Source organism: Sphingobacterium bambusae (assembly GCF_033955345.1).
Lineage (GTDB): Bacteria > Bacteroidota > Bacteroidia > Sphingobacteriales > Sphingobacteriaceae > Sphingobacterium > Sphingobacterium bambusae.
Map to the genome: position 1 here is coordinate 1,362,784 of NZ_CP138332.1, position 25,594 is coordinate 1,388,377.

The 25,594-nt window shown below is 43.2% G+C and carries 23 protein-coding genes and 2 tRNA genes; 11 read left to right on the plus strand and 14 right to left on the minus strand.

The window, feature by feature from the left end; translation table 11 throughout:
• Positions 1-19: 19 nt before the first annotated feature.
• Entirely contained in the window at positions 20-532 is a 513-nt protein-coding gene (locus tag SCB77_RS05805; protein ID WP_320185491.1) for an RNA polymerase sigma factor, read from the plus strand.
• A 15-nt stretch (positions 533-547) separates the two neighbouring features.
• Complete coding sequence (locus SCB77_RS05810) at positions 548-793, plus strand: cytochrome b5 domain-containing protein (protein WP_320185492.1); 246 nt, start codon at positions 548-550, stop codon at positions 791-793.
• 10 nt (positions 794-803) lie between these two features.
• On the opposite strand, the gene SCB77_RS05815 is transcribed toward SCB77_RS05810, so the two are convergent.
• The 4 genes from SCB77_RS05815 to mgtE all read right to left on the minus strand — a co-directional run bounded on the left by SCB77_RS05815 (position 804) and on the right by mgtE (position 3,733).
• Positions 804-1,724 (minus strand): PfkB family carbohydrate kinase, encoded by a 921-nt coding sequence (locus tag SCB77_RS05815; protein WP_320185493.1) that lies wholly within the window; start codon positions 1,722-1,724, stop codon positions 804-806.
• A 55-nt stretch (positions 1,725-1,779) separates the two neighbouring features.
• Positions 1,780-1,853: transfer RNA gene (locus SCB77_RS05820), tRNA-Asn, on the minus strand.
• A gap of 314 nt (positions 1,854-2,167) precedes the next feature.
• Positions 2,168-2,241: transfer RNA gene (locus SCB77_RS05825), tRNA-Asn, on the minus strand.
• Positions 2,242-2,356: 115 nt separating this feature from the next.
• Entirely contained in the window at positions 2,357-3,733 is a 1,377-nt protein-coding gene (gene mgtE, locus SCB77_RS05830) for a magnesium transporter (RefSeq protein WP_320185494.1), read from the minus strand.
• Positions 3,734-4,369: 636 nt separating this feature from the next.
• On the opposite strand from mgtE, the gene SCB77_RS05835 reads away from it, so the two are divergent.
• Positions 4,370-7,186, plus strand: coding sequence for a TolB-like translocation protein (locus SCB77_RS05835; protein WP_320185495.1), 2,817 nt, complete (start codon positions 4,370-4,372; stop codon positions 7,184-7,186).
• 87 nt (positions 7,187-7,273) lie between these two features.
• Here the strand turns inward: SCB77_RS05835 and SCB77_RS05840 are convergent, their stop codons facing one another.
• Complete coding sequence (locus tag SCB77_RS05840; protein ID WP_320185496.1) at positions 7,274-8,464, minus strand: phosphoglycerate kinase; 1,191 nt, start codon at positions 8,462-8,464, stop codon at positions 7,274-7,276.
• Positions 8,465-8,549: 85 nt separating this feature from the next.
• Positions 8,550-10,313, minus strand: coding sequence for a signal peptide peptidase SppA (gene sppA / locus SCB77_RS05845; RefSeq protein ID WP_320185497.1), 1,764 nt, complete (start codon positions 10,311-10,313; stop codon positions 8,550-8,552).
• A gap of 89 nt (positions 10,314-10,402) precedes the next feature.
• Between sppA and folK the strand changes: the two genes are divergently transcribed.
• Positions 10,403-10,894 carry a 2-amino-4-hydroxy-6-hydroxymethyldihydropteridine diphosphokinase gene (folK, locus tag SCB77_RS05850; protein ID WP_320185498.1) on the plus strand — a complete coding sequence of 164 codons (492 nt, stop codon included), beginning with the start codon at positions 10,403-10,405 and terminating at the stop codon, positions 10,892-10,894.
• Positions 10,891-11,250, plus strand: coding sequence for an Hpt domain-containing protein (locus tag SCB77_RS05855; RefSeq protein WP_320185499.1), 360 nt, complete (start codon positions 10,891-10,893; stop codon positions 11,248-11,250). Before folK ends, SCB77_RS05855 begins: the two co-directional genes overlap by 4 nt.
• Before the next feature lie 55 nt (positions 11,251-11,305).
• Here SCB77_RS05855 and SCB77_RS05860 read toward each other — a convergent pair whose 3' ends face one another.
• Positions 11,306-11,989, minus strand: coding sequence for a CDP-alcohol phosphatidyltransferase family protein (locus tag SCB77_RS05860; protein WP_320185500.1), 684 nt, complete (start codon positions 11,987-11,989; stop codon positions 11,306-11,308).
• Between the two features lie 66 nt (positions 11,990-12,055).
• On the minus strand, positions 12,056-13,537 hold the full coding sequence (rho, locus tag SCB77_RS05865; RefSeq protein ID WP_320185501.1) for a transcription termination factor Rho: 1,482 nt from the start codon (positions 13,535-13,537) through the stop codon (positions 12,056-12,058).
• A gap of 676 nt (positions 13,538-14,213) precedes the next feature.
• On the opposite strand from rho, the gene SCB77_RS05870 reads away from it, so the two are divergent.
• Positions 14,214-15,071, plus strand: a complete 858-nt coding sequence (locus SCB77_RS05870; protein WP_320185502.1) for an N-acetylglucosamine kinase — start codon at positions 14,214-14,216, stop codon at positions 15,069-15,071.
• Positions 15,072-15,139: 68 nt separating this feature from the next.
• On the opposite strand, the gene SCB77_RS05875 is transcribed toward SCB77_RS05870, so the two are convergent.
• A complete protein-coding gene (locus SCB77_RS05875) occupies positions 15,140-15,823 on the minus strand; it encodes a metal-dependent hydrolase (RefSeq protein WP_320185503.1) in 684 nt (227 codons plus the stop codon).
• 11 nt (positions 15,824-15,834) lie between these two features.
• Entirely contained in the window at positions 15,835-16,149 is a 315-nt protein-coding gene (locus tag SCB77_RS05880) for a YbaB/EbfC family nucleoid-associated protein (RefSeq protein WP_320185504.1), read from the minus strand.
• Between the two features lie 118 nt (positions 16,150-16,267).
• Here SCB77_RS05880 and SCB77_RS05885 point away from each other — a divergent pair, with 118 nt between their 5' ends.
• A complete protein-coding gene (locus tag SCB77_RS05885) occupies positions 16,268-16,765 on the plus strand; it encodes a TroA family protein (protein ID WP_320185505.1) in 498 nt (165 codons plus the stop codon).
• An 83-nt stretch (positions 16,766-16,848) separates the two neighbouring features.
• Here SCB77_RS05885 and SCB77_RS05890 read toward each other — a convergent pair whose 3' ends face one another.
• Positions 16,849-17,838: a hypothetical protein gene (locus SCB77_RS05890; RefSeq protein ID WP_320185506.1), complete on the minus strand. Its 990-nt coding sequence runs from the start codon at positions 17,836-17,838 to the stop codon at positions 16,849-16,851.
• A 209-nt stretch (positions 17,839-18,047) separates the two neighbouring features.
• Between SCB77_RS05890 and SCB77_RS05895 the strand changes: the two genes are divergently transcribed.
• Positions 18,048-18,623, plus strand: coding sequence for a thymidine kinase (locus SCB77_RS05895; protein ID WP_320185507.1), 576 nt, complete (start codon positions 18,048-18,050; stop codon positions 18,621-18,623).
• Positions 18,624-18,783: 160 nt separating this feature from the next.
• Here the strand turns inward: SCB77_RS05895 and SCB77_RS05900 are convergent, their stop codons facing one another.
• Both SCB77_RS05900 and SCB77_RS05905 read right to left on the minus strand, forming a co-directional pair.
• Positions 18,784-19,293 (minus strand): glutathione peroxidase, encoded by a 510-nt coding sequence (locus tag SCB77_RS05900; RefSeq protein WP_320185508.1) that lies wholly within the window; start codon positions 19,291-19,293, stop codon positions 18,784-18,786.
• A gap of 14 nt (positions 19,294-19,307) precedes the next feature.
• Positions 19,308-20,174 (minus strand): N-acetylglucosamine kinase, encoded by an 867-nt coding sequence (locus SCB77_RS05905; protein ID WP_320185509.1) that lies wholly within the window; start codon positions 20,172-20,174, stop codon positions 19,308-19,310.
• A 139-nt stretch (positions 20,175-20,313) separates the two neighbouring features.
• On the opposite strand from SCB77_RS05905, the gene SCB77_RS05910 reads away from it, so the two are divergent.
• Positions 20,314-22,053, plus strand: a complete 1,740-nt coding sequence (locus SCB77_RS05910; RefSeq protein ID WP_320185510.1) for a M61 family metallopeptidase — start codon at positions 20,314-20,316, stop codon at positions 22,051-22,053.
• 53 nt (positions 22,054-22,106) lie between these two features.
• Here SCB77_RS05910 and SCB77_RS05915 read toward each other — a convergent pair whose 3' ends face one another.
• Positions 22,107-22,634 (minus strand): hypothetical protein, encoded by a 528-nt coding sequence (locus SCB77_RS05915; protein WP_320185511.1) that lies wholly within the window; start codon positions 22,632-22,634, stop codon positions 22,107-22,109.
• 171 nt (positions 22,635-22,805) lie between these two features.
• Here SCB77_RS05915 and SCB77_RS05920 point away from each other — a divergent pair, with 171 nt between their 5' ends.
• Complete coding sequence (locus SCB77_RS05920; protein WP_320185512.1) at positions 22,806-24,566, plus strand: AMP-dependent synthetase/ligase; 1,761 nt, start codon at positions 22,806-22,808, stop codon at positions 24,564-24,566.
• Between the two features lie 6 nt (positions 24,567-24,572).
• Positions 24,573-25,529, plus strand: coding sequence for a YihY/virulence factor BrkB family protein (locus tag SCB77_RS05925; protein WP_320185513.1), 957 nt, complete (start codon positions 24,573-24,575; stop codon positions 25,527-25,529).
• Positions 25,530-25,594: the final 65 nt, after the last annotated feature.

Genomic DNA, 25,594 nt, shown 5'->3' on the forward strand with positions numbered 1-25,594 from the left:
ACTTTTAATCCAATCTAGTATGAACAAGTTAGAATTCAACACTTTAGTTATTCAACAGGCGGACTCACTAAAGACGTATGCGAGAAATTTCACTAGAGATCAGGATGACGCAAATGATTTGGTACAAGACACGCTTTTGAAAGCGGTGACTTACTTCAACAACTTTAAAGAAGGAACCAACCTCAAAGGTTGGTTATACACCATTATGAAGAACACCTTCATCAACAATTACCGCCGGGTAGTCAAAACAAATTCATTCATCACCAAAGAGGAAGAAATCACTAGTGCCAACTTGGTTGTGTCGGCAACAAGCAACAGAGGCGAGAACAAATTCGTCATGGAAGACATCAACCAAGCACTTTCAACACTTAGCGACGACTATTATGTTCCCTTTAGCATGTACTTTGAAGGCTATAAGTATCACGAGATATCTGACCACCTATCTATTCCGATAGGAACGGTAAAAACCAGGATACACGTGGCACGCAAAGCAATGAAAAAGACGCTTCACGCTTATAAGTTCGGCGATTAGACGTACCTTTATAAGGTGGAAAATAAAGAAAGCCTACCCCAGTATTCCAAAAGTCAATTAGCATTAAGAAATGGACAGGATCGGAAAGAAATATGGGTATGCTATAAAGGATTGATATATGATGTAGGTGAAAGCCGTCTTTGGAAGAACGGAAAACACTACGAACACTGGGCAGGACAAGATTTGACCAGTGAAATGGAAGATGCCCCCCACAACAGCTGGGTTTTTTATAAATTCCCGGTAATCGGAAAATTGATTTGAGATTAGCGAATTATTCGCTAATCTCAAATTTTGCTAGAGCTATAAATTTCTGAATCCTGCTTTTGATATCTTCTGCAGTTAGATGCTGTAGTTGTTCTGTTCCGAATTTTTCAACACAAAACGATGCCAAGGCCGAGCCATAGATAATCGCATTCTTCATGTTGGTAAAGTTGATGGTTTTAACTTTTGCTAGGTAACCAATAAAACCTCCAGCAAAAGCATCTCCCGCACCCGTCGGATCAAATACATCAGCCAAAGGCAGGGCTGGCGCAGAAAACACTTGTCCTTCACCAAAAAGAAGCGCACCATGCTCACCTTTTTTAATGATTAGGTATTTAGGCCCCATTTGTAAGATAATCTCAGCAGCCTTCACCAAAGAATACTCCCCAGACAACTGCCGTGCTTCTGCATCGTTGATCGTCAAGACATCGACCTTCTGAAGCACTTTCTTTAAATCGTCAAGAGCCACATCCATCCAAAAGTTCATCGTATCAAGCACTACTAACTTAGGAGCCTGCGCTAAACGATCCAAGGTCTGCATTTGTACTTGCGGCGTTAAATTGCCCAGCAAAAGGTAGGTACAGTCTTGGTAGGATGCCGGGATTTTCGGATCAAAATCTGCCAACACATTTAATTCTGTGATCAACGTGTCACGACTGTTCATGTCGTTGTGGTATTTGCCCGACCAAAAGAAGGATTTACCTCCTTCAACAATCTCTACCCCTTCCACATCAATGCCGCGAGACTTTAAAATATTAATATTGTCATCTCCAAAATCTTCACCGATAACACTAATCAACTTGACTTGATCATATAGGTAAGATGCAGCCAATCCCGCGAAGGTAGCGGCGCCGCCCACAATTTTATCTGTTTTTCCAAAAGGGGTTTCGATGGCGTCGAATGCAACCGTCCCAACAATTACTAAACTCATCTTTTTCGATTTTTTAGACAAAAAAAAACCGGCTTATCAGCCGGTAAAACTTTCGCTCCTGAAGCTGGGCTCGAACCAGCGACCCTCTGATTAACAGTCAGATGCTCTAACCTGCTGAGCTATTCAGGAATTTCGACCTTAGCACACGTTAACCGCGTTTTCTAAAGTGATACAAAGATAGAACTTTGATTTTTATATTCAAATAAAAAATTAAAAAATATTTACCGCCTTGAACGGATCATTGCTCGACGACAGCACCTCTTGTCTTTTACAGCGAAGTGCAATATGTTACTCGACACTGATAAACAAACATCGTTTAGCGCTCTTAAAAAAAGAGACGACATGATTTTAGTATACCCTCCCACCGTTTCAAGGAAATTAACAAAAACCGTCTAAAGCAAAAAAAGCTGCTTTTCTTTATGAAAAACAGCTTTTTTGTTTTGCTCCTGAAGCTGGGCTCGAACCAGCGACCCTCTGATTAACAGTCAGATGCTCTAACCTGCTGAGCTATTCAGGAATTTTAAGAACCGTCGTTTCCGTTTCGGTGATGCAATTATCGGAAGATTTAACGACCTCTGCAAATTATTTCACGCAGAAAAACACAACTTGCTCTTATACAAGAAGATTTTTTTCTACTTCCCAACAATATTACCGAGCACAAGCGTTGCAACGGTAAAATAGATAATAAGACCGGTCACATCGACCAATGTGGATACGAAGGGAGCAGAAGAACTTGCCGGATCGGCTCCAAGACGACGTAGCACAAAGGGCAGCATAGAACCAACAAGTGAGCCCCAAAGGACAACGCCTACCAACGATAGGGCAATTGCTAAGCCATACAATACCCAAGCATCACCATACTCGCCGGAGAAAGCCTGATAGGCGGCAATACGGCAAAAACCTAATGTCCCTAGAATCAATCCCAGAAAAAATCCGGAAAGAATCTCGCGTCGCATAACCAACCACCAATCGCGTAGTGTCACCTCGCCCATCGCCATAGCTTGGATGATCAATGTCGAAGCTTGCGAACCGCTATTACCTCCGCTGGACATAATCAACGGCATCAACAAGACCAGAATGATCGTCAGCCTATCTTCATAAAACTCCAACACGTTTGTGGTTAACAGTTGCCCTAGAAAAAGCACAATCAACCAGCCTCCTCGTTTTTTTACCAAATGGAAAATAGATACATCCAAATAGGGTTCATCTAATGCCTCCGTACCCCCGATACGCTGCATATCTTCCGAGTACTCTTCGTTGGCAACCCACAGGATGTCATCGATGGTTACCATACCGAGCATAATACCTTGCTCATCAACCACCGGAAGCGCTACCCGATTATTCATCCGGAAAACATTCACCGCCTCCTCTTGGGGGTCATTCGCATGCAGGGAGATAAGTCTATTATCGATCAGATCTTCCACTTTCGTTTCCGGATCCGAGACCAAGATATCGCGGATCTTGATATCGTCCATCAAACGCCCTTCGCCATCGATTACATACAACACATCGATAGTCTCCGAAGCGTCTCCATAACGACGGATGTGATCCAATATTCGCGTGATGTTCCAATGGGGTTTTACAGTGATATAATCCGGAGTCATTAGACGTCCAACACTGTCTTCAGGATAGCCCAACAAAGAGAGTGCTTCTTTGCGTTCTTCAGGAGAAAGCATGATGATTAAATGCTTAACCACATCACCTTTTAATTCACTAAAGAAAGATGTACGATCATCCGGCGGCATCTCATTTATAAGCTCGCGAACCTTGGCTGCCGATAATTTTTTGAAGATACGTTCTTGGGTAGGGAAATCGAGGATACTGAAAACGTGAACCGCGCGATTTATATTAATGGTCTCTATAAATAACGCAGCATGTTCTGGAAGTTCATCGATGAGTTCTTCGACGTCGGAGATGTTCTGCTCATTAAGAAAATCTTGAAGCTCAGAAAGGCTATTCGATTCTATCCATTTCTCAACAAGCTCCACTTGCATTTCTAGTTCTTCCATAACACACTTTAATTTTTAAATCCTACATGGGTATTTTTATTTGCAGCAAAAGTCGACTTTTTAGTTGGAAATAACTAATACTTTTTTTATGCATACATACCAACTAAACTTAACAATTTTTGCCGCCAACAGTTTTCGTCTACCGCGCTTCGAAAGCCATAGACTGTCAAAATGACACCACCGTATAGACGATAAAAACCAAGTAAATACATTAGACTACCCAATACCGCCCTGCTCCCAAAACATTACGTCGCTAATCGGAACAGCACCCATTCGAAATGATCAGCATTACTAAAAACAGATGATCAGGAGAGTCACTTGTGTAGCAACAAAAACGACCAAGAGTCAAATGCATGCGCGCCGCATTTAGAAACCTCTTGATGTAAAAAAGATGTTTTTTTTTTCTATCTTGTTGAGCGTACTTTACATGTAAAACTTAACGCGGTACAAGCCAGTACGAGCATAAGAAAAAGCATATAATACCGAAATAAAATACATCAAAATATTCGTTTTATAAAAAACAATAAAACTATAAAAATCAAACACTTACACAAACAATACGAAACAAATAATAAATATAAAAACGAAACAATTGACTAATATTTTTAGCAAACACCATTTTAACCACACTGGATAATGAATAAAAAATTAATAATCAATATCTTATCAATATTCATAACAACTATATATTCACATAATACCTTTGGACAGATTATTGATAACGAACAAGCGCATTCATCCATCAAATGGCAGCAAATAAAAACACAAAATTATCGCCTTCTTTTTCCTAGCACCTTTGACTCTGCCGCACGTAATCTAGCCAAGCAACTCCCCTACCTTCGTCAATACAGTAGCCGTGATTTAGGCAAAAATCCCCACCCTATCACCTTGATATTACAAGGAAACCATCTTAGTCAGAATGGCTATGTACAACTTGCTCCGCGAAAATCCGAGTTTTATCCCGTCCCATCTTCGACTGCAGATAACCAAGAATGGTTACCGAACTTGGCACTTCATGAGCTCAGGCATGTTGCTCAATTTGACAAATTGACAGGACGTATCAGAGGGCCTTTTTTTGAACAGCTGGCTTTAGCGCTCTATGCATTGAACCTGCCCGCATGGTATTTTGAAGGCGACGCTGTACAAATAGAAACCATACACAGCGCAGGCGGACGAGGCAGATTACCATCTTGGGAAATGCCTATCCGAGCAAATGTTTTATCCGACAGGGATTATGATTTCAACAAATACGTATTAGGTTCCTTCAAAGATAATGTTCCCTCACATTACAGCATCGGTCTCCTGATGAATACCTACATGACCAATCATACCGGTATAGAAAGCCATGAAAAAATCATGGAAGATATGCGAAACAAACTACTTCGACCATTCAATTTTCAACGCGCTTTCAAGCATGCTTCCGGCATGAAGCCACGTAAAATGTTCCATGCTACCATGGCGGAGTTAGAAGAAAACTGGGTAAAAAATGACAATAACAAATCTATAGAAAACGAAATAAAAACAATAAAAAGTAAATTCCCAAGCGATTATTTACTTCCTCAACGAAGTCAAAATGACGAGCTATGGGCACTCAAATCGAGTCCTCATTCGGTTAATGAAATCATCGTCGTAGACCCTTCCGGAAAGGAGCATAGCATAACAAAAACAGGCATACAAATAACTCCCTATTTTCATTTACGCGGCACACAAGTTGTGTGGGACGAGTACCGAAAAGACCCTCGCTTCGGTAAACAAACCTACAATGTTATCAACCTGTACGACATAAAAACGAAAGCACTTAAAACGCTGACACATCGATCAAGATACTACTCTCCTGTACTTCATCCATCGCAAGATGTTATTGCCGTCGTCGAGGTTGATGCAGGCAATAAGAGCAGCTTATTGCTACTAAATGCTAAGGACGGCAACGTATTGGAAACACAGCATCTGCCCGAAGGCGTGCACATTCAACAGCCCAAATTCGACGCCGCCGGGGATAAAATCATCGCCATAGCTGTGTCGCCGAAAGGAACCAACCTGATCGAAATAACGCTAGCGACTCGACAACATCGCTTTCTGTTGGACTGGGGAAACCAGCAACTTGAAAGGCCATCCTACCACCATGATGATATCCTGTTTAAAGCTCATTTTGATGGCTTAGACAATATTTACAGAATAGATCAAGAAGGAGAGTTGTACAGACTCACAGACGCTCGTTTTGGCGCATTCAACGCATTTGTCGATGAGCAAAAACAGGAAATCATCTACAATGATTATCGATATAACGGCTATAAATTGGCTTCCCAAAAACTCGAATCGGGAACAAAAACATCGCTAACGAACAACAATGCACCCCATCTTTTTATACAGCCTACCTTAGATCAGCTGAAAGATATACAGCAGCCTATCATTGAACAACAGGACACCATACAGATTACAGCCTACAACCCAACCACACATTTGATAAATTTTCATAGCTTATCGATTAGCAGCACCAATTTCGAAAGTTTCGACAACTACATCCCCGGGCTTTTTTGGCTTTCCAACGACGTGCTAAACAGCAGCCAGATCAAATTAGGCTACGAATACGACCCCGACATCCGCAAGAGCATCTATTCTGCCGAACTGGCCTACCGCAGGTATCTTCCCGTATTTACCGCACGCTATGCCAACCGCGGGCTTGTAGGCAATGCCGTGACGCAAAACAACCAAGTCATCATGTACGACTATCGCGATCATCACGCTACCTTCGAAGTAGGCATCCCGCTCTCTGTTTACCGGCAAAACGTAGTATACAGTTATGGTGCAAATTTTGGTACGTCCTACACAAAACGATATGATGTCAGCATTTCGCTTCGCAATTTCAACGAAACCATCGCATTTCCCTTAAACTACCAAGCTTATTTTAATCGAAACAGCATGCGAAGCCGTATGGATTTGGCACCACGTTGGGGACAAAACATCAGTATCACCTACCGACATCTTCCTTTTGAACAACAACTTAGTGGAGAGGTTCTATCTGTCAGAACCAACTTTTACCTACCCGGCCTATCATCCAACCATAGCCTTCAATTCCGTTTTGCGGCACAACGAAGCAACGGTAGATATGAAGGCGTATATGACATCCCGATGGTGTCTGGATGGGGCAATTTCCGATCGGACATCGTAAGCAACACCGCATTGGCGAGCTACCGCATGCCTCTATTTTATCCTGATTGGAGCATAGGCTCATTAGCCTACATCAAACGTTTTCAGGGATTGCTTTTCTCCGATTTCCAAAATATACATCGATCATCCGCGCCAAAAAGTTTCGGACTTGGGATTTCCGCAGACCTCAACGTTTTTCGATATGTACTACCCGACATCAATGTTGCGGCACGGTTGACCTATATAAACGACAGTTCTGCCTCACGCAAACTGTTCCCGACTTTTGGCTTTAGCTATGCCTATTAGGTGACGCGATCCAAAAATGCCTTACGAAAGAAGCCGTAACAGGGAGTTGTTACGGCTTCTTTTATAGTATCGCAGTACGATTATTACCTAGTCGTTCAAAGCTTGAACACCTGGAAGTGCTTTGCCTTCCATATATTCCAACAAGGCTCCACCACCTGTACTTACGTAGCTTACGTGTTCTGTCATACCAAACTTCGATACCGCAGCAGCAGAGTCTCCTCCTCCGATAAGGGAAAAGGCACCACGTTCTGTAGCAGCAACCACCGCATCAGCAACAGCTTTTGTACCTTTCGCAAAAGTATCAAACTCGAAAACACCCATTGGACCGTTCCAAAGTAGGGTATTAGAAGCACCGATCACTTCAGCGAAATGTGCGGATGATTCCGGACCAATATCAAGACCTTCCTTATCTGCTGGAATAGCATCGTTTGGACCGTCATAAGTCGCTGCATCGTTAGAAAATTTATCGGCAATCTGCGCATCTGTAGGCAACACCAAATTCACGCCTTTTTCCTCCGCTTTCTGAACAAGCTCGTTAGCCAAATCCAACTTGTCGATCTCGACCAATGATTTTCCGATCTCGCCGCCACGTGCTTTCACGAATGTGTAGGCCATACCGCCACCAATGATCAGGTTGTCTACCTTATCCAACAAGGCCTCGATCAATTGAATCTTATCGGAAACTTTCGCTCCACCCATGATTGCTGTGAAAGGACGGTTTGGATTATTCAACACCTTTTCGGCATTATTGATCTCTGCAGCCAATAAGTAGCCTGCAAATTTGCTTCCTGGGAAAAACTCGGCCACGATAGCTGTAGACGCGTGCGCACGGTGAGCAGTACCGAAAGCGTCATTCACATAGACATCACCAAGTTTGGCCAATTTCTCTGCAAAAGCCTTATCGCCTTTTTCTTCTTCTTTGTAAAAACGAAGGTTTTCTAACAAAAGAACCTCACCTGCCTGCAAAGCAGCACTTTTCTCGATAGCTTCTTCACCGATACAATCGTTTGCAAATTGAACATCGACACCAAGCACGGCCGACAAATGTGCTACGATATGCTTTAACGAATACTTATCCGTTGGCCCATCTTTCGGACGTCCCAAATGGGACATCAAGATTACTGATCCGCCATCTGCCAAAATCTTTTTGATCGTTGGCGTAGCGCCTTGGATACGGTTGTCATCGGTTATATTAAAATTCTCATCAAAAGGAACATTAAAATCCACACGGATCAATGCTTTCTTGCCCGAGAAATTCAAATCATCAATTGTTTTCATATATACTATTAAATTTAAGTTGACCTTTTACTTCCAGCCATAAATATAGAAAAAAGGAGGGAATTGAAAAATCCCCTCCTTAAATTTATCGTATCTCGATGGTGTAAGGCATTCTTGCCTGTATCCCCGAGGAGCGCGTAATTGTTCGAAGCTGCTCCACATATTGCCTATAGTCGCCGAGCTCATCTGCCAGCATCCACGCCTTGATACGCTCTTTAGAGGTACCTAAGATCGAAGAAAAAGGATCTTTAACCGTCGGATAATAGGCCAACTTGTAGTTCTTTAATTTCGCTTTCGCTGCTGCAGCCGAAATAGCACGGTCTATACCTCCGATACCATCCACCAAGCCATGGCCTTCCGCCTGAAGCCCCGTCCATACACGGCCTTGCCCAATGCTATCCACAGCATTTGTACTTAGCTTGCGCCCCTGCGCAACCTTACCGATAAAGGTGTTATAAACCCGATTAACATCTCCCTGTATAATCGCACGTTCTTCCTCCGTCAACGGCTTATCCGGAGAAGACATCAGCCCCGAAAAACGTCCCGTCTTCACTTCATCGAAATGCACACCCAATTTATTATTTAAAAGTCCCTGTAAATTCGGGATAAGCCCAAACACACCGATGGATCCGGTCAAAGTTTCGCGTTCCGCGAAAATAGAATCTGCCAAAGCAGAAATATAGTATCCCCCTGAAGCCGCATAGTCACCCATAGATACCACGATAGGCTTCACCTGCCTTGTCAACTCTACCTCCCGCGCAATGATATCCGAAGCTAAAGCGGATCCTCCGGGGGAATTGACACGTAACACCACAGCCTTAACACGGTCGTCGCGACGCAGCTTACGAAGCTCCCTCGAGAAACGGTCGCCGCCGATATTTGTATCGCTACCCTCGCCGTCCACAATATCTCCATAAGCATAGACTACCGCGATTCGATCTCCCGTTTGCTCACTTGTGCTTCCGCCCGTATAGTCCAACAGCGACACCGCAGGAATATCCTTCTTCTCCTCTACCCCCAGTCGTTTCTTAATTTCAGTCAACAGTTCATCCTTATGCAATCTGCCGTCTACAAATTTGTGCTTCACCGCATCCTCCGCATTTCGGATCAAGTAGTTGTCTGCCACATAGCGCAAGGAATCCACGCTAATTTTTCGGCCTTCGGCAATATTCTCCAAGAAGGATCCATACATGCTTTCCAAGTAAGACGTTACCTGAAGCCGATTGGCGGGACTCATTTCATTAAGCAGGAAAGGTTCTACAGCAGATTTATATGTTCCCACTTTAACGACCTGCATCTCTACGCCCAGCTTTTGAAGCGCTTCTTTTACAAACGCAATAGAACTTGAAAGACCATTAAACTCCAAACTACCTTCGGGATTCAGGTAAATCTTGTCGGCCACCGAAGCCAAGTAGTAAGCCTTTTGTGTATAGGAATCACTGTATGCAACGATAAACTTTCCAGATGATTTAAAATCCTGCAGCGCATCATGTATCTCCTTTAAACTTGCCATCCCTGTATTGACGTAACTTGGATTTAGATAGATTCCTTTTATACGGCTATCTGTCTTTGCGGCTGCAATGCGCGCCACAATATCGTTCAACCCCAAAGACTTTGTGCTGGCATAGCCCGGCATATTTAGGCCTTCCAAAGGATTTTCGCTAGTACGCTCTGTTATATCGTGATTCAGCGAAACGTACAACACCGCATTGGAGGGCACATCGGCATCTTTGCTGCTTGATTGGCTAATGGTACTCATCACCAAGCCAATAATCAATACAAAAAACAAAATAACAACAATCGTTATCCCGGTCACGGTCGCTAAGACATATTTAAAAAATGATCTCATAAAAGATGTTTGACTTATTTAAAAGACCTAATTTAATTGTTTCTTTTGAAGAATTCGAAATTTATATAGATATGCCTTATATTTAAAACATGAACGATGTTTTTTTTCTCTTAGGCGCCAACTTGGGCGAGCCACTTGCTCAGCTTCGTGACGCAGCTACTGCGCTAGAAAAACGCGTGGGAACTATCAAAAAAACGTCTTCCGTTTACGCATCGGCCGCATGGGGCGTCGAAGATCAACCGCCATTTCTCAATCAGGTTCTACTCATTTCCACCCCGCTATCGGCAAGGAAAGTACTGCAAGAGATTCAACAAATAGAAAACGACTTAGGGAGGGTGCGACTACAGAAATGGGGAGCACGCATCATCGATATCGATATTTTGTATTACAACAACGAAGTCGTTGACGAGGAAGACCTCCGCATTCCACACCCCTACATCGGCCAACGCAGATTCACGCTGTTGCCACTCGTTGAAATAGCACCCAATTATGTTCATCCCACAGGTCAGGTAACGAACCAAGAACTTTTACAGAGCTGCGAAGACCACTTACCTGTACAACTATTATCTGCTATCGAATGACAAACAACTACACACTCATCGACCCACATGTAATTCAAGCCAATTTAATGCAGAACAGCGCACTGATAACGCAGTTTCTTCAACTTTATCTGGTGCAAATACCTGTAGATCTTAACGCATTGAAAGAGGCGATGGGCAGTAAAGACCCTGTAGAAATCTCCAGCAAGGCACACCATATTAAACCAACGATGGAATATATCGGAGCGACATCCCTGCGCGCTGAGCTCCAAGAATTGGAGACGGCAGCCAAAAATGGCGAAGACATGCAGCAGCTAGAAAAACTTTTTGACATACAGCTACCGCAGTTTGACACCCTTCTTGTAGAAATTAAAGATTACCTCCAGCAACTCTCTTAACCACGAACAAGAAAAAGCCACGAGGAACAAAGGTGGCGGCTAACAGACAGTCCAATTAAGACGACTTGGATTTTTCTCTTGCGAAATGCAAGAAAGAAAAAAGAATGTAGGCAAGAAGAATGAGAGGCAGAGCCATAAATTTGAACACAACGATCAATACCACACTCAACAACAAAAAGAGATACTTGAATTGGTTTTCTCGCCAAGCCAATGACGAAAGCTTCATACTAAACAGCCGAATCTCCGAAACCAACAAAAAACTAAGTACTGCAATAGCCGGCAATAAGAAATAGACAGGGAAAGACAACCCGCGCTCTTGGGCGATGAAGGGAAGCGCCATCACCACAAAAGTATTCATGGGCGTATTGAGCCCTATAAAATCAACCGTCTGTCTATCATCAACGTTGAACTTGGCCAAGCGCAGCGCTGAAAAAATCGTCACCACGAAACCCAAATACGGCAAATAGGCAGAAGCGCTGGCTGAGCGCAACAACATGTACAACACCACTCCCGGCAGAAACCCAAAACTTACCATATCTGCCAGTGAATCCAACTCCTTACCTATGTTCGATTTCACGTGGAGCGCGCGGGCGACCATACCATCAAAAAAATCAAATATCCCAGAGGCGAGTACACAATAGAATGTCAGCAGGTAAGATTCTTCTAAAGCAAATAATACACCGAGACATCCCGAAAATAGATTGAGACAAGTCAGCGTATTGGGCAGGTGTTTTTTCATCTATCAAAAAAAGTTAAGCCATCTTTTTCGCAAAAGATGGCTTAAAAATATTAAATAATGATGGCATTAACCATTCATACTTATCAAAAACTCTTCATTGGATTTTGTTCCACGCATTTGCGTCAACAAAAACTCCATTGCCTCATTCGAATTCATGTCGGCAAGGTGGTTTCTCAACACCCACATGCGCTGAAGCGTATCCCTATCAACCAATAGATCATCACGACGCGTACTGGAAGCAGTAAGGTCGATAGCAGGGAAGATACGTTTGTTGGCAAGCTTACGATCCAATTGAAGCTCCATATTACCCGTACCTTTAAACTCTTCAAAGATCACGTCGTCCATTTTCGATCCGGTATCGGTCAATGCCGTTGCCAAGATCGTCAATGATCCGCCATTTTCAATGTTACGCGCTGCACCAAAGAAACGTTTAGGTTTATGCAATGCATTCGCATCCACACCACCCGAGAGAATCTTGCCCGATGCAGGTGCAACGGTATTGTAAGCACGCGCTAAACGCGTGATAGAATCCAAAAGGATAACAACATCATGGCCACACTCTACCATTCTCTTTGCTTTTTCAAGAACAATATTAGCAATTTTAACATGACGATCAGCAGGTTCATCAAATGTGGACGAAATAACCTCCGCACGTACATTTCTCGCCATATCGGTAACCTCCTCAGGACGCTCATCAATCAATAAGATGATAAGGTAAACCTCCGGATGATTCTTAGCGATAGCGTTAGCCACCTCTTTCAGTAAGTTGGTCTTACCTGTTTTTGGTTGTGCCACAATCAAACCACGTTGTCCTTTACCTATCGGAGTAAACAAATCCATGATACGTGTAGAGTGGTTACCCGTACCCAAATCAAGGTTCAACTTCTCATCAGGAAACAATGGTGTCAAATAATCAAAAGGCACGCGGTCGCGAATCTCTGCTGGATTTTGTCCATTGATAGCTTCTACACGAACAAGTGGAAAATATTTTTCCCCCTCTTTTGGAGGGCGAATACAGCCGCGAACATTATCGCCTGTTTTCAAACCAAATAACTTGATCTGTGATTGCGATACATAAATATCATCCGGAGATGTTAAATAATTGTAGTCTGAAGACCGCAAGAAGCCATAACCATCAGGCATGATTTCAAGTACACCTTCATTTACAATAACGTTATCAAAATCAGTTGGAAGTACAGGAGCGGAATTTTCTACTTTTGCTGGTGCGGGAGTGTTTTCAGTTGCAGGTGCCGTGCGTGTGATGGATTCCTCCGGCGATGGACTTTCTGTTCTAACATCATCTGAAGACGGACGCTTCGTTACCGCGACAGGTTCTGTTTTCAACGTGCGAACACGCTTTCTAGGTCGCTCACCGTCCTCCGCCACCGCTACTTCCTTATGCTCTTCCTGAATAGATTGTTGAGCAATAACAGAAATACGATCAATCAACTCTTGTTTGCGTAGTTTATCGACATCAGCGATGCCCAATACTTTTGCAATCTCGCGTAACTCCGACACGAGTTTGGTATTTAGTTCATTAATATCCATTAACTTGTTATTATGAGATATAGGATTTTTATTGCAATTCGATATTATCCGCTCTATGCTAGCTTTTGCAGATTCTATTTGAAGGCAAACTAGACGTAGTAAAGATTCACTTATGAAAGTACATTAGATCACCTCAAAAAAGGATAAATCTGAGAATTGGCACAAAAATAACATAACATTTGTATATTCAAAGAAATTATATATTTTTTTTTACTTTGGAACAGATATTATATTAACGTGCATTGCACAAAAATGTTTTATAAGGGATGACATTTTATAATCTTTTTAATTTTTTTGTGCTATTCCCCTGCCCCCCATCCCTATCTTATTCGAATACCTAAAAAACAATAGCACAAAAGTTACAACAATAGCCTTGTGAATGGCCTAAGAATTGAAGTCATCTTTCTGAGAAATGTATCGAGAAAGGAACTAAAAAACACACAGTTATTGTACAAAATACACTAAGCTTTCAAAAAAAACACACTCCCACAAAACTAGCTTAGAGCCCACTTTAAGCCATTTTTTTAGTAAAAACGCAAAAAAAACTGACTCGGAGTATCGTTTTTTCCCTTTAGAAATTCGTATTTATAAACTTAAAAATGTATTTTCGAAGAGATATTAGCATTTAGAATTAGCAAGAAAACAAAAAAAATAACACAATAAAACCAAATCTAGAATGATTATCATTGCGGACGGAGGATCAACGAAAACAAACTGGTGTTTGTTGGATGATTCAAACAAAAAAATATACTTTAACACAGAAGGATACAATCCTTACTTTGTTGACAGTGACTACATTGTTAATTCGCTAAAAAAAGGTCTCCCGGGAGATTTACCTTTGGACAAAATTGAGGAAGTGAATTATTATGGTGCAGGGGTGCACAACGCGGAAAAGGCAAAGATTGTGGAAGTAGCTATGCAAAAGGTATTTCCTAGTGCGCGCGTGGAAATTGGTCACGATTTGTTAGCAGCTGCTCGTGCGCTTTTAGGTGATCAACCGGGCTTCGCAGCAATCTTGGGAACAGGTACCAACACCTGTATCTATGATGGAAACGAGATCACACACAACATTGATTCAGCGGCTTACATCTTGGGAGACGAAGGAAGTGGAAGTTTTATCGGAAAAAAATTATTGACGGATTTCATTCGTGGATTAATGCCGGAAGATGTCGCCAAGTCCTTTTTCGAAACCTACAAGCTTACGCCTGATGAGATCATGGACAATGTGTACACAAAACCGCTAGCAAACAGATTTTGTGCAAGTTTCAGCAAATTTGTGTACGACAACAATGTAAACATTCAGTATACAAGAAAAATTGTTGACGATGCCTTCGAAGCATTTTTCAACAACTTGGTTAGCAAATACCCTGACTATCAGAACTACACTTTTAACTGTATCGGATCTGTAGGTTATAACTTCAGAAATGTATTGGAAGAAAAAGCAAGCCATTACAATATGAAGGTGGGCAAAATATTACGTTCGCCGATTGACGACCTCGTGGTATTCCATATCAATAGGGTTGCTAAGAAATAAGCACATCAACACATAAAAAAGCCATTTCGTTTCGAAATGGCTTTTTTATTATCCCTTTGTACACATCGCTATAAGGCTAAAGTCTCTCCAACGGCCGGCAGATGCAACTGCAATCCATTTTCCTGAAACGTCGTCTTCGCCGCCTCCGAGTCAATGCTTATCGGAGGAAACGTATCGTAATGAACACCAATCACATTTTTACAATTGATAAAACGCGCTGCTTTAACCGCATCGTCCACATCCATTGTATAATGCCCTCCGATAGGTAAGAAAGCCCAATCAAGTTCCAAATCTTCCAACAACTTCATTTCCATGGTGAGCCCTGTATCTCCAGCAAAGTAAATTTTCTTGTCGCCGACAAAAAACACGTATCCAACTGGAACACCGGCATAATCACCTTCTGGCGTGCTACTAGTATGCAATGCATACACCATTTTGACACGCCCAAAAGGAAGATGCAACGTCCCCCCAAAATTATACTCGATCACCTGCTCATTGGGCACCCCCTGCTTACGAACCCAAGCTGCTGTTTCGACAATAGCAGCCACCGTAGCACCGCTATTCTTCTGAATCTGAACCAAGTCGGCAACATGATCCTGATGGCAATGGCTTAAGAAGATGTAATCAGGACGCAAGGCATCTACATTGATATCCTTCGCCAATGGATTGTAGGTAATAAAAGGATCCAACAATACGTTGGTTCCATCAAAATCAAACGCGATACACGATTGACCGTAGTAGGTAACTTTCATATTTGTACGTCTTATTTGTTAAATAAATTACCCAAACCACCTAACCCGCCAAGCAAATCTTGAGACATTGCTTGCATCTCCGATTGACTTACATTCTCTGCCTGTACCAAGGTTTTATTTAGTGCCACAACAAGTAGTTCCTCCAACTCCTCCTTATCGGCTTCCGCTAAAAATGCAGGATCGATAATAACTTCTTTAATCTCTTTGTTGGCTGTGGCAATTACCCTGATCTTTCCTCCCTCGGCCTCTCCAGACACCGAAATATGATCCAATCGTTTCTTCACCTCCTCGGCCTTTTGCTGGGCCTGCATGATTTTATCGAACATAATTTCTCTCGTTTTTAAAAAGGCAATTTACAAAATATGTGCCACTCCACCACATTAAAGTCGATGGATTAGGTTCTTAAGTCTACCTTCCGTAACTTTGGCGCAGCAAAAGATTAGCATGGAAGAACTTCATTTTTATACCGCTTTACTGGCTGAAAAACAAGAACAGGCTCCCGAAGAAGCCGAATACCTAGACGAGGAAATAAACATCCTGATACACAAGCTCAAATTCATTCCGCAAGAACAACGCCCCTCGGTACTTATTGTTCAGCAAAGCACCGGATTTCAGCCTGTCTTCAATGAAAGACTCGCCGACATTGTCCAGATTGCTGGCGGGAAACTGCTCGCTGAAAAATTCGACAACCCAGGGATAGTACTGGTGGTTCAGGAAAGCGAGAGCCTCTATGGAGAAATCGGCATTCTTTTGGAAGACGATTTATTGAGCCGGACAACCGCCCTAGTGGAGAATCAGATTTTCATTGTACAAAAAAGTGATCTTGGCCTTTACGACGACGACTTTCTTGCTGATGTCGAGATCTGCGCGGAGATCGTGCAACCTAAATACTTTATCTATGGCCGACAAGGGCAGGATTGGGTTAAGTTTGACATCGCATAGCCACAAGAAGCATATATCTATACAAAAAGAGGCTTTCTATTTCTAGGAAGCCTCTTTTTGTATTATGAGATAGTATTAAATCGTTACATAAACTTTTTGCGTAAGACAGCGTAAAGCTTCTCCACAGTCTGTGGCTTGTCCGACCAGTTATTTTTGAGGGCATAGTTGGTCTGTAAAAACACATCAGCCTCCGCAAAAGTACTGTAGCGATTCAACAGCTCGATAGCCTCACTATAAGCCAAGGAATAGCCATTAAACAAATCTTTTATAAATAAGAGCTTATCATTAAGGTTGATGATCGATTTTAGATCCACTACCTTTTCTTGGCTTTTCACCGGTTGGGTTGTTGCAGCTGGAGACTGCGCAAAACCCGCTCTCCGCTGTTGTTGCAGCATTTCGTTTAGCGTTAGCGGCCGAGTAGGTTTCGGCTCTTCTACAGCAGCTGGTTTATCTTCGATCACAATTTCCTTCGGCTCCTGTACAACCTCGTTTACCACAACTTCTTCTTCCACTAGCTGTTCAGGACGATCCGTGGTAACCACCACCTTCTCCTCCTTTTCTTCTGCTGCCGCGACCGGCTGAGGCTTCTCTTCCACTGAATTTTGGGCGCTTGATGCAGTAAATAAATTCTCCGCAACAGGCTCCTCTGTACGATCCACCACTTCTGTCGTAGTCTCCTCTGCAGGAGCAACCACCGCAGCTACAGGGGCAGGTTCATCGTTCTTAACCACCGACGTCGTCTCTACTTCAACAATTTCGTCCTCGACAGGCTGTTTATCTGCAGGCTCCTCAAAGGCTATTGGTGGCGTAAAAAAGACCTCTTCTACGGGGGATACAGGCTGATCTGCAAAGGTCGAGTTCGATGCGGAAGGTTTGGCAACCTCCACTGTGGCGCCGCTAACCTGTCTAAACACCTCAACATGTGCTGCCAAAAATTTTGCCTTTGCTTCCAACAGCAGAATAGCAGCTGGGCTCTCCTCCTCCGATGACTCCGACAACGCGGTATATCCATCGTTAAGCTCAACCAATAACTCACCAATCTTCGAAAAAATAGATTCTTTTGTAAACGCCATATTTGTCTTTAATTTATCTCAATAGGTACTGCACAACTAAACCAACATAAAAGGCCTGTGGAAAAGAAAAAGAACTGATAGCTATATCATTCCGTGCCTGACCTCATTTCCTTCCTTCAAATTTAAGATATAATTTCGATATTAGCGCAGTTCAAGCGGAAGTTTTAACCTCGGTTAACGCGCTCCTTTTCAACCTTTAAAACGATTACATGCTGTTTTCCGAACATACTTTTATTCAGAAAAACACCCAAGTAGGGAGTATCGAAGTCATTTGTGGTTCGATGTTTTCTGGCAAAACAGAAGAACTGATACGAAGGATGAAACGCGCTCAATTTGCGAAATTGCCTGTAGAAATATTCAAACCGGCAATCGATATCCGCTATGATGAGCGAGCCGTGGTTTCGCATGATAGCAATAGCATTCCCTCGACGCCAATCTCCCATTCTTCAGCTATCTTACTCCTGAGTGCTGAAACGAAGGTCGTGGGTATCGACGAAGCACAGTTTTTTGATGATGAGTTGCCTAATGTTTGCGTACAACTGGCCAATAGAGGTGTCCGTGTTATTGTAGCAGGACTCGATATGGACTTTAAAGGATTACCCTTTGGTCCTATCCCCGCCCTCATGGCCATTGCCGAACATGTTACGAAAGTACATGCCGTATGTGTGCAATGCGGAGCTCCAGCCACCTACTCCTACCGCATCTCATCAAATGAAGAACGGGTATTGCTAGGTGAAAAAGACAGTTATGAGCCCCGTTGTCGATCCTGCTATTTTGGATTGTAAAATCCTAATCCAAAAAAATTAACAAAAACTTAACATCCATTTATAAAAAGCAATGCTAAAACCTATTACCTTTGCTGTTAACAAAATTAGTTTATAAATGGTCCCCCCATATAAAAAAGACTGCCCTAGGGCAGTCTTTTTTATGTTACATCACATGCTTTTACTTCAGATTATCGGTGATGCTTGCATCCATCGGATTAACCTTCGAGCGGTAACGATGCACGAGCTTCCCGTCCTTGTCTATCAGAAACTTCTCAAAATTCCAGTTGATGTCCCCCTTGAAGTCAGCGTTATCTGCCGTCGTCAAAAACTTGAACAAAGGATCCATATCCTTTCCCTTCACCTCTACTTTCTCCGATAATAAGAACGTCACCCCATAATTCTTCTCACAGAAATCCTGAATCTCTTCATTGGATCCTGGCTCCTGTCCACCAAAATTATCGGCAGGAAAACCTATAATAACAAGGTTATTGCCATATTGCTCATGCAAAGCCTGCAAGTCTTTATACTGCTTGGTGAACCCACATTTTGAAGCAGTGTTCACGATCAATATATTTTTTCCTTTAAAATCAGCCAACTTCACCGGCTTTCCGTCGATGGAAGTAAAACTGAAATCATAAATCGATGTTGCCGGTGCGAACATCGATACCAACAACAAAATTGTGCTCATTACTGTCATACTACTTATCTTTCTTGTATTAACTTCGTTTCTCTATCAACAACAAAATGGAACAAATGTTCCATAGGGCTCTTTAAAATTGACCCCACTTTGACACCGAGGACTTCGCATACCTCGCGCAGCTGCAGATCAAAATGGTAGGCGATACGTCCCACGAAATGCACCTTGTATTCCCAGTAGTCTGGATAGGTCATCACATTCGTGCGCACAAATTCGTCAAAGCCATTCCGCAACAGGGAGTCGATGTAAGGATGCAGCCTGTTCTCGGCCATAAATTCGGCAAAGGATGCCAAATAAGCATTTGGACGCTCACGCTGATACACATTTTTGATTACAATATCTTTATTTAAGCGATAGCGCTCAGCAAACTTTTTAGCCAGATCTTTCGGCATACGATCATATAGAAATGATGTGATCAGCTGCTTCCCAAACCAAGCTCCCGATCCCTCGTCGCCCAACACATAGCCAACACCGTGAACGCCTGTGCGGAGATGTTCTCCATCGAAAAAGCCGATATCTGATCCTGTACCGATAGTACAGATATAACCTTTCTTATCACCACAGGTGGCATAGGCACAGCCCAACAAGTCGCTTTCCACCGATATAAAGGCCGTAGGAAAAATCTCTGTTAACGCGTTCGAAACAATCTCCCTTCTATCCGGCGTCACGCAGCCTGCCCCAAAAAAATAAACCTCATGTATTTCGTTGGCGTAGGGCAATATTTCCGGAACCTCTTTCATCACTTTGGCAATTTCCTTCTCGTTCACAAAGAAAGGGTTCAAACCTTTTGTACGAAAAGACAAGGGCTTGCTGTCCGGCAAATTGAGCATCCAGTCCGAGTTTGAAGAACCGCTATCGGCGACTAAAATCATATGCTGTTATCAAAAATTATCTATACCCAAAGATACAAATTCTAACGTACAATTTTAAGTGCCTTTTCTATTAACGGTTGGATGTCCGCTAGAATAAGTTTAGTTTTGTGCGTACACAATTCTGAAAATAGCACGGCCCATGTCAAGCTCCTCTATACATTTTTCCCTTTCTTTTAAGGAACCCCAAGCACATTACGTAGAAATCGAAATGGACATCGATCACTTTGAAGAGAAATTTATCGATTTGAAGATGCCCGTTTGGACGCCGGGCTCCTACCTCGTTCGTGAGTTTGCTAGACATATCGAAGGCTTTGAAGCCTCCGCAGATGGACTTCCCGTACACTTCGAAAAGCTGGCGAAAAATACCTGGCGTGTAGAAAACCCGCATGAGAGACTTAAAATCCGATACCGGGTCTATGGTTTCGAAATATCGGTACGCACAAATTTTATCGATGCAGACCATGCTTTCATCAGTCCTGCCGGCACGTTCCTCTACCCCGATGGGCATCTCGAACATCCCTCGACGATACAGATCAATCTACCCGAAAAATGGAAACAGGTATCCACAGGACTTCCCAAATCCGCCACAGGCGAGCTGCACTACTCCGCGGATAACTTCGATATCCTTTTCGATTCGCCTATTGAAATAGGAAATCAAGACATCTGGCATTTTGACGCAGCAAATGTAGCCCATGAATTTGCCATGGTGGGCGGTGGTAGCTACAACAAGCAGCAGCTCAGCGCAGATATACAGAAAATAGTCGAGGAAGAAACCCGAATATGGGGCGAAAATCCCAATACCAACTACGTTTTCATCACGCATAATTACCAAAGTGGGGGCGGAGGACTAGAACACATCAACTCTACCGTGTTGGGCGCTAGTAGAAATGCGTATAAGATAGACGCTGCTTACAAAAATTTCCTAAGCTTGGTTGCCCACGAGTACTTCCACCTTTGGAATGTTAAAAGACTACGCCCAAAGGCGCTCGGTCCGTTCGACTACGATCAGGAAAACTATACCGAAGGACTTTGGATCATGGAAGGGTTTACCGCTTACTACGATAACCTCATCATACGTCGCTGTGGCTTCTTCTCGGCAAAAGAATATCTAAATGCGCTAGCCAACGAATTTAACTTGGTCTACAACCGTGCTGGGCATCGCGTGCAATCGGCAGCCCAAGCAAGCTTTGACACCTGGATCAAACAATACCGCCCTGATGAAAACTCTATCAACAGCAGCATCTCCTATTACAATAAAGGGGCTATACTCGCTGTCGCACTAGACATCCACATCATCGCGGGCACAGAAGGTACGAAGCGCCTCGATGATGTGCTGCGTGCTGCATATAACCTTTTCTATAAGAAAGAACAACGCGGATTTGAAGAGCACGAATTCCAACAACTTGCCGAGCAGGTGACCGGTCTTGATCTTGCCGAAATATTTGAGGCGGCACACCATACCGAAGAACTGGACTACAACCGTTTTTTTGCCGCTGTGGGTTACGAACTAATCGATCTCAACAAGGATAGTCACGACCTGTCGCTAGGCATACGCTATCAGGAACAAGAGGGACGCATCTTCGTCAAAAACGTGGAACGCGGCTCCGCAGCTTGGGATGCTGGCCTTAACGTAAATGATGAACTTATTGCCATCAATGGTAGCCGTTTAGATGTTGCGGGAAAAGAGATGGAATTTATGCTGGAACAGGCTAAAGAAGACGACATCATCGATATCCTTATCGCGCGCGATGGCCGCATTCGCACCATCCACAGCCCTCTTCGCAGAAACAATAAACAACTTTGGAGCATACAGCCCAAGTCTGATGCTAGCAGCACGGTAAAAGCACTGGGTAAAATATGGCTTTCCATAAGCGAATAAAAAAAGTCGGGTGGGCAGCCATAGCCCCCACCCGACTTTCCAAAAGCCCTTAATTAAAATTTATACCGAATGGTCAATCCCAAAGGATCGATCAACTTGATCGAACTCTCCTGTAAAAAGTCAAAGTAAGGTTTCACATCCAACGAAATCGATAAAGGCGTTGTCGGAATAGCATATTCCACCCCAATGATACCGTCGATACTCAGGGCTAGCTCCGACTTTGGATCTGTTCTTCGCGTGGTAACTGAACCGTCAGGATTGGTCGTCGTCTCTACCACATCCTTGTATCGAAAACTGCCCACACTACCACCAAAACCATAAAACCACGTAAAATTCTCCGCTAACGGTTTATGAAATTCATACAATCCGACCAAGCGAAAACGTCTTGATTTGGAATTACTTTGCAAGCTCATAATACCTTGTACAGCCCGGTCTTCCGCCAACGTATAGCGGTAAGAGAAACCTGTGGCACTACCGAAACGACCACCAACAGCATGCTGGGTATCCAGCTGTGCGGAAGCACGTCCAAATGAAAATAACACAATCCCAAGGGTCAATAACAGCCAATTTGCTTTCTTCATGTATTTACTAAGTTTTAATGTACACCAAAAGTAATATTTTTTTAAACGTTCAAAAAGTTAAAATCTGTTATGATTTACTTACATTTTTTTCGAACAATTCGCTCTTTCGGCTGTAAAACATTATATTAGTATCAATAACACATTTTATAAACCACTTAATTTTTGAGGCGTATGAGTAAGCTGATTAGATTATTCGACATTATAGATAGGTATAAATCGCAGTATGCGCAAGACATGATGGTTGCGGGAAAGCGAGACGGAAAATGGGTCAAATATAGCACCGAGCAGTTCGTAGATCGTATAGACAATCTTAGTAAAGCCTTGCTTTCGTTGGGACTGCAAAAAGGAGACAAAGTTGCGCTCATGTCCGGAAATAGACCCGAATGGAATATTGTTGATTTCGCTTGCAACCAAATCGGCGTCGCTATCGTTCCCCTCTACCCCACACTTTCTGCACAAGATCTATCCTATATCGTGAACGATGCTGGAGCCAAGCTGGTGTTCGTCAGCAATGCCGACTTGACCAAGAAGATCGATCAAGCCATAGAAGACCATCACTTGGAAATCGATGTGTACACCTTTGACAAGGTTGATGGAAAGGCATCTTACGAAACTCTTCTCGAGCAAGGAAAAGCGTTGGATACCGATCTCGCACCAATTCGCGCCGTGGTGGATGGCGACGACCTGCTCACGTTGATCTACACGTCCGGCACCACCGGCAAGCCCAAAGGTGTATTCCTCACGCATGGTAATATCATCAGCAACGTAGAGGCTTGCTCGCACCTCGTTCCGGCCAATGCGAAAACGGCATTAAGCTTTCTTCCCCTATGCCATATATTTGAGCGGATGGTGGTATACCTGTACTTGTCCAAAGGAATACAGATCTATTATGCAGAGAACTTGGACAACATCGTCGTCGACATTAATGATGTGAAGCCACAGATATTTACCACGGTTCCACGTGTATTGGAAAAGGTCTACGACAAGATTGTGGAAAAGGGCAAGGCGCTTACCGGTGTCAAGAAAAGCCTTTTCTTTTGGGCCTTGGATCTAGGACATCGCTATCAAGAACCACCTAAAAATGGCTTTTTATACAACCTCAAGCTGGGCATTGCGCGGAAGTTAATTTTCTCCAAATGGAAGGAAGCGCTGGGCGGAAACATCGAGCTGATCATTTCAGGCGGCGCAGCATTGCAAGAACGCTTGGGACGCGTATTCTGGGCTGCCGGCATCAAGGTGCTAGAAGGATATGGCTTAACGGAAACATCTCCTGTTATTGCGGTCAATTCACATGTGGAAACCGATGTGAAATTTGGTACGGTAGGGCGCGTGCTCAAAAACTTAACGGTCAAGATTGCCAGTGATGGCGAAATACTGGTGAAAGGGCCCAGCATTACCGTAGGCTATTTCAAGAATGACGAAGCCACAAAGGAAGCGATCGATAGCGACGGCTTTTTCCATACAGGCGATATTGGCGAACTTACATCGGACGGTTTCCTAAAAATAACCGACCGTAAAAAAGAAATGTTCAAGACAGCGGGTGGTAAGTACGTGGCACCCCAAGCGTTGGAGAATAAATTTATGGAGTCTACCCTCGTGGCTCAAGTGATGGTGGTTGGCGAAAACCAACGCTTCCCTGCAGCCCTTATTGTTCCTGCTTTTGAAGAGCTGGAAAAATGGGCTAAACACAAGGGAGTCACCTTCGGATCCAAGGAAGAGCTCATTAAAAATGCCGAGGTTATCGACAAATATCAAAAAGAATTGGATCGCTTGAACAATGATTTTGGACAATGGGAAAAAGTTAAGAAATTTGAACTGCTTCCGAAAGAATGGACAATCGATGGAGGCGAGCTTACACCGAAGCTCAGCCTGAAAAGAAAAGTAATACTCAAAAACTCGGAAGCTATCATTAATAAAATATACGAAGAGTAGTAAACTATGGAAAAAGAAACACTAGGGCAAAAACTAAAGGGATTCGGCTTACTCCTGTTCGATACCATCACGGATTTTCTCGATGATCGATGCCTAAAAAAAAGTGCTTCTTTAGCCTATTACACGGTATTTTCCATTGGTCCATTAATCTTGATTTTGATTTGGGCCCTTGGCTTTTTCTATGGCAGCCAACTGGACAGCCCCACTGGAGCGCGCGACGAAATCATGGAGGAGCTGAACCAGCTTTTTGGCAATGACATTGCCAATATGCTCGACGCTGCCATTAAACGTATCTCTTTTGAGAACAAGAACAGCATCGGCGTCTACGTTGGTATTGGAGCATTGATCTTTTCATCGACCACCATCTTTGTCGACATCCAAAATTCCATTAATGAAATTTGGCGTGTTAAAGCGAAGCCAAAAAAAGGCTGGTTAAAGATCATTATCGATCGCTTGATTTCCTTTTCTATGATCTTGGGTCTTGGATTTCTATTGATGACCTCGCTGATACTGAGTAGCGTAATCAGCATATTGATGAATTACATTGTCAAATACCTGCCCGACCTAGACATACAACTGCTGGGGATGGTAAATTCCGCGGTATCGTTCTTGGTCATTGCAACCCTCTTCGGATTTATATTTGCCTTTCTCCCCGATGCTAAAGTACGTTTTCGCGATATTGTTTGGGGTGCTATTTTCACGACCCTGCTTTTTTTACTCGGTAAGTCGGTGATATCCTATTACCTAACAAACAACGCGACAGCCAGCTCATACGGCGCAGCAGGCTCGGTTATCATCTTGCTTGCCTTCGTCTATTATGCCGCCGCTATCCTATATTTTGGCGCCGAATTCACGAAACAATACGCCATTAAATATGGCAAAGGCATTATCCCAACCTCGTATGCGGTGCTAGTCAAACAAACCGAACTGGAAATCGACACCGAAAAAAACAAAAGAAAATAAATACAACAGCGCCTGTTATGAAGCATAACAGGCGCTGTTGATAGATACGCACCTTGGCGCGTCAG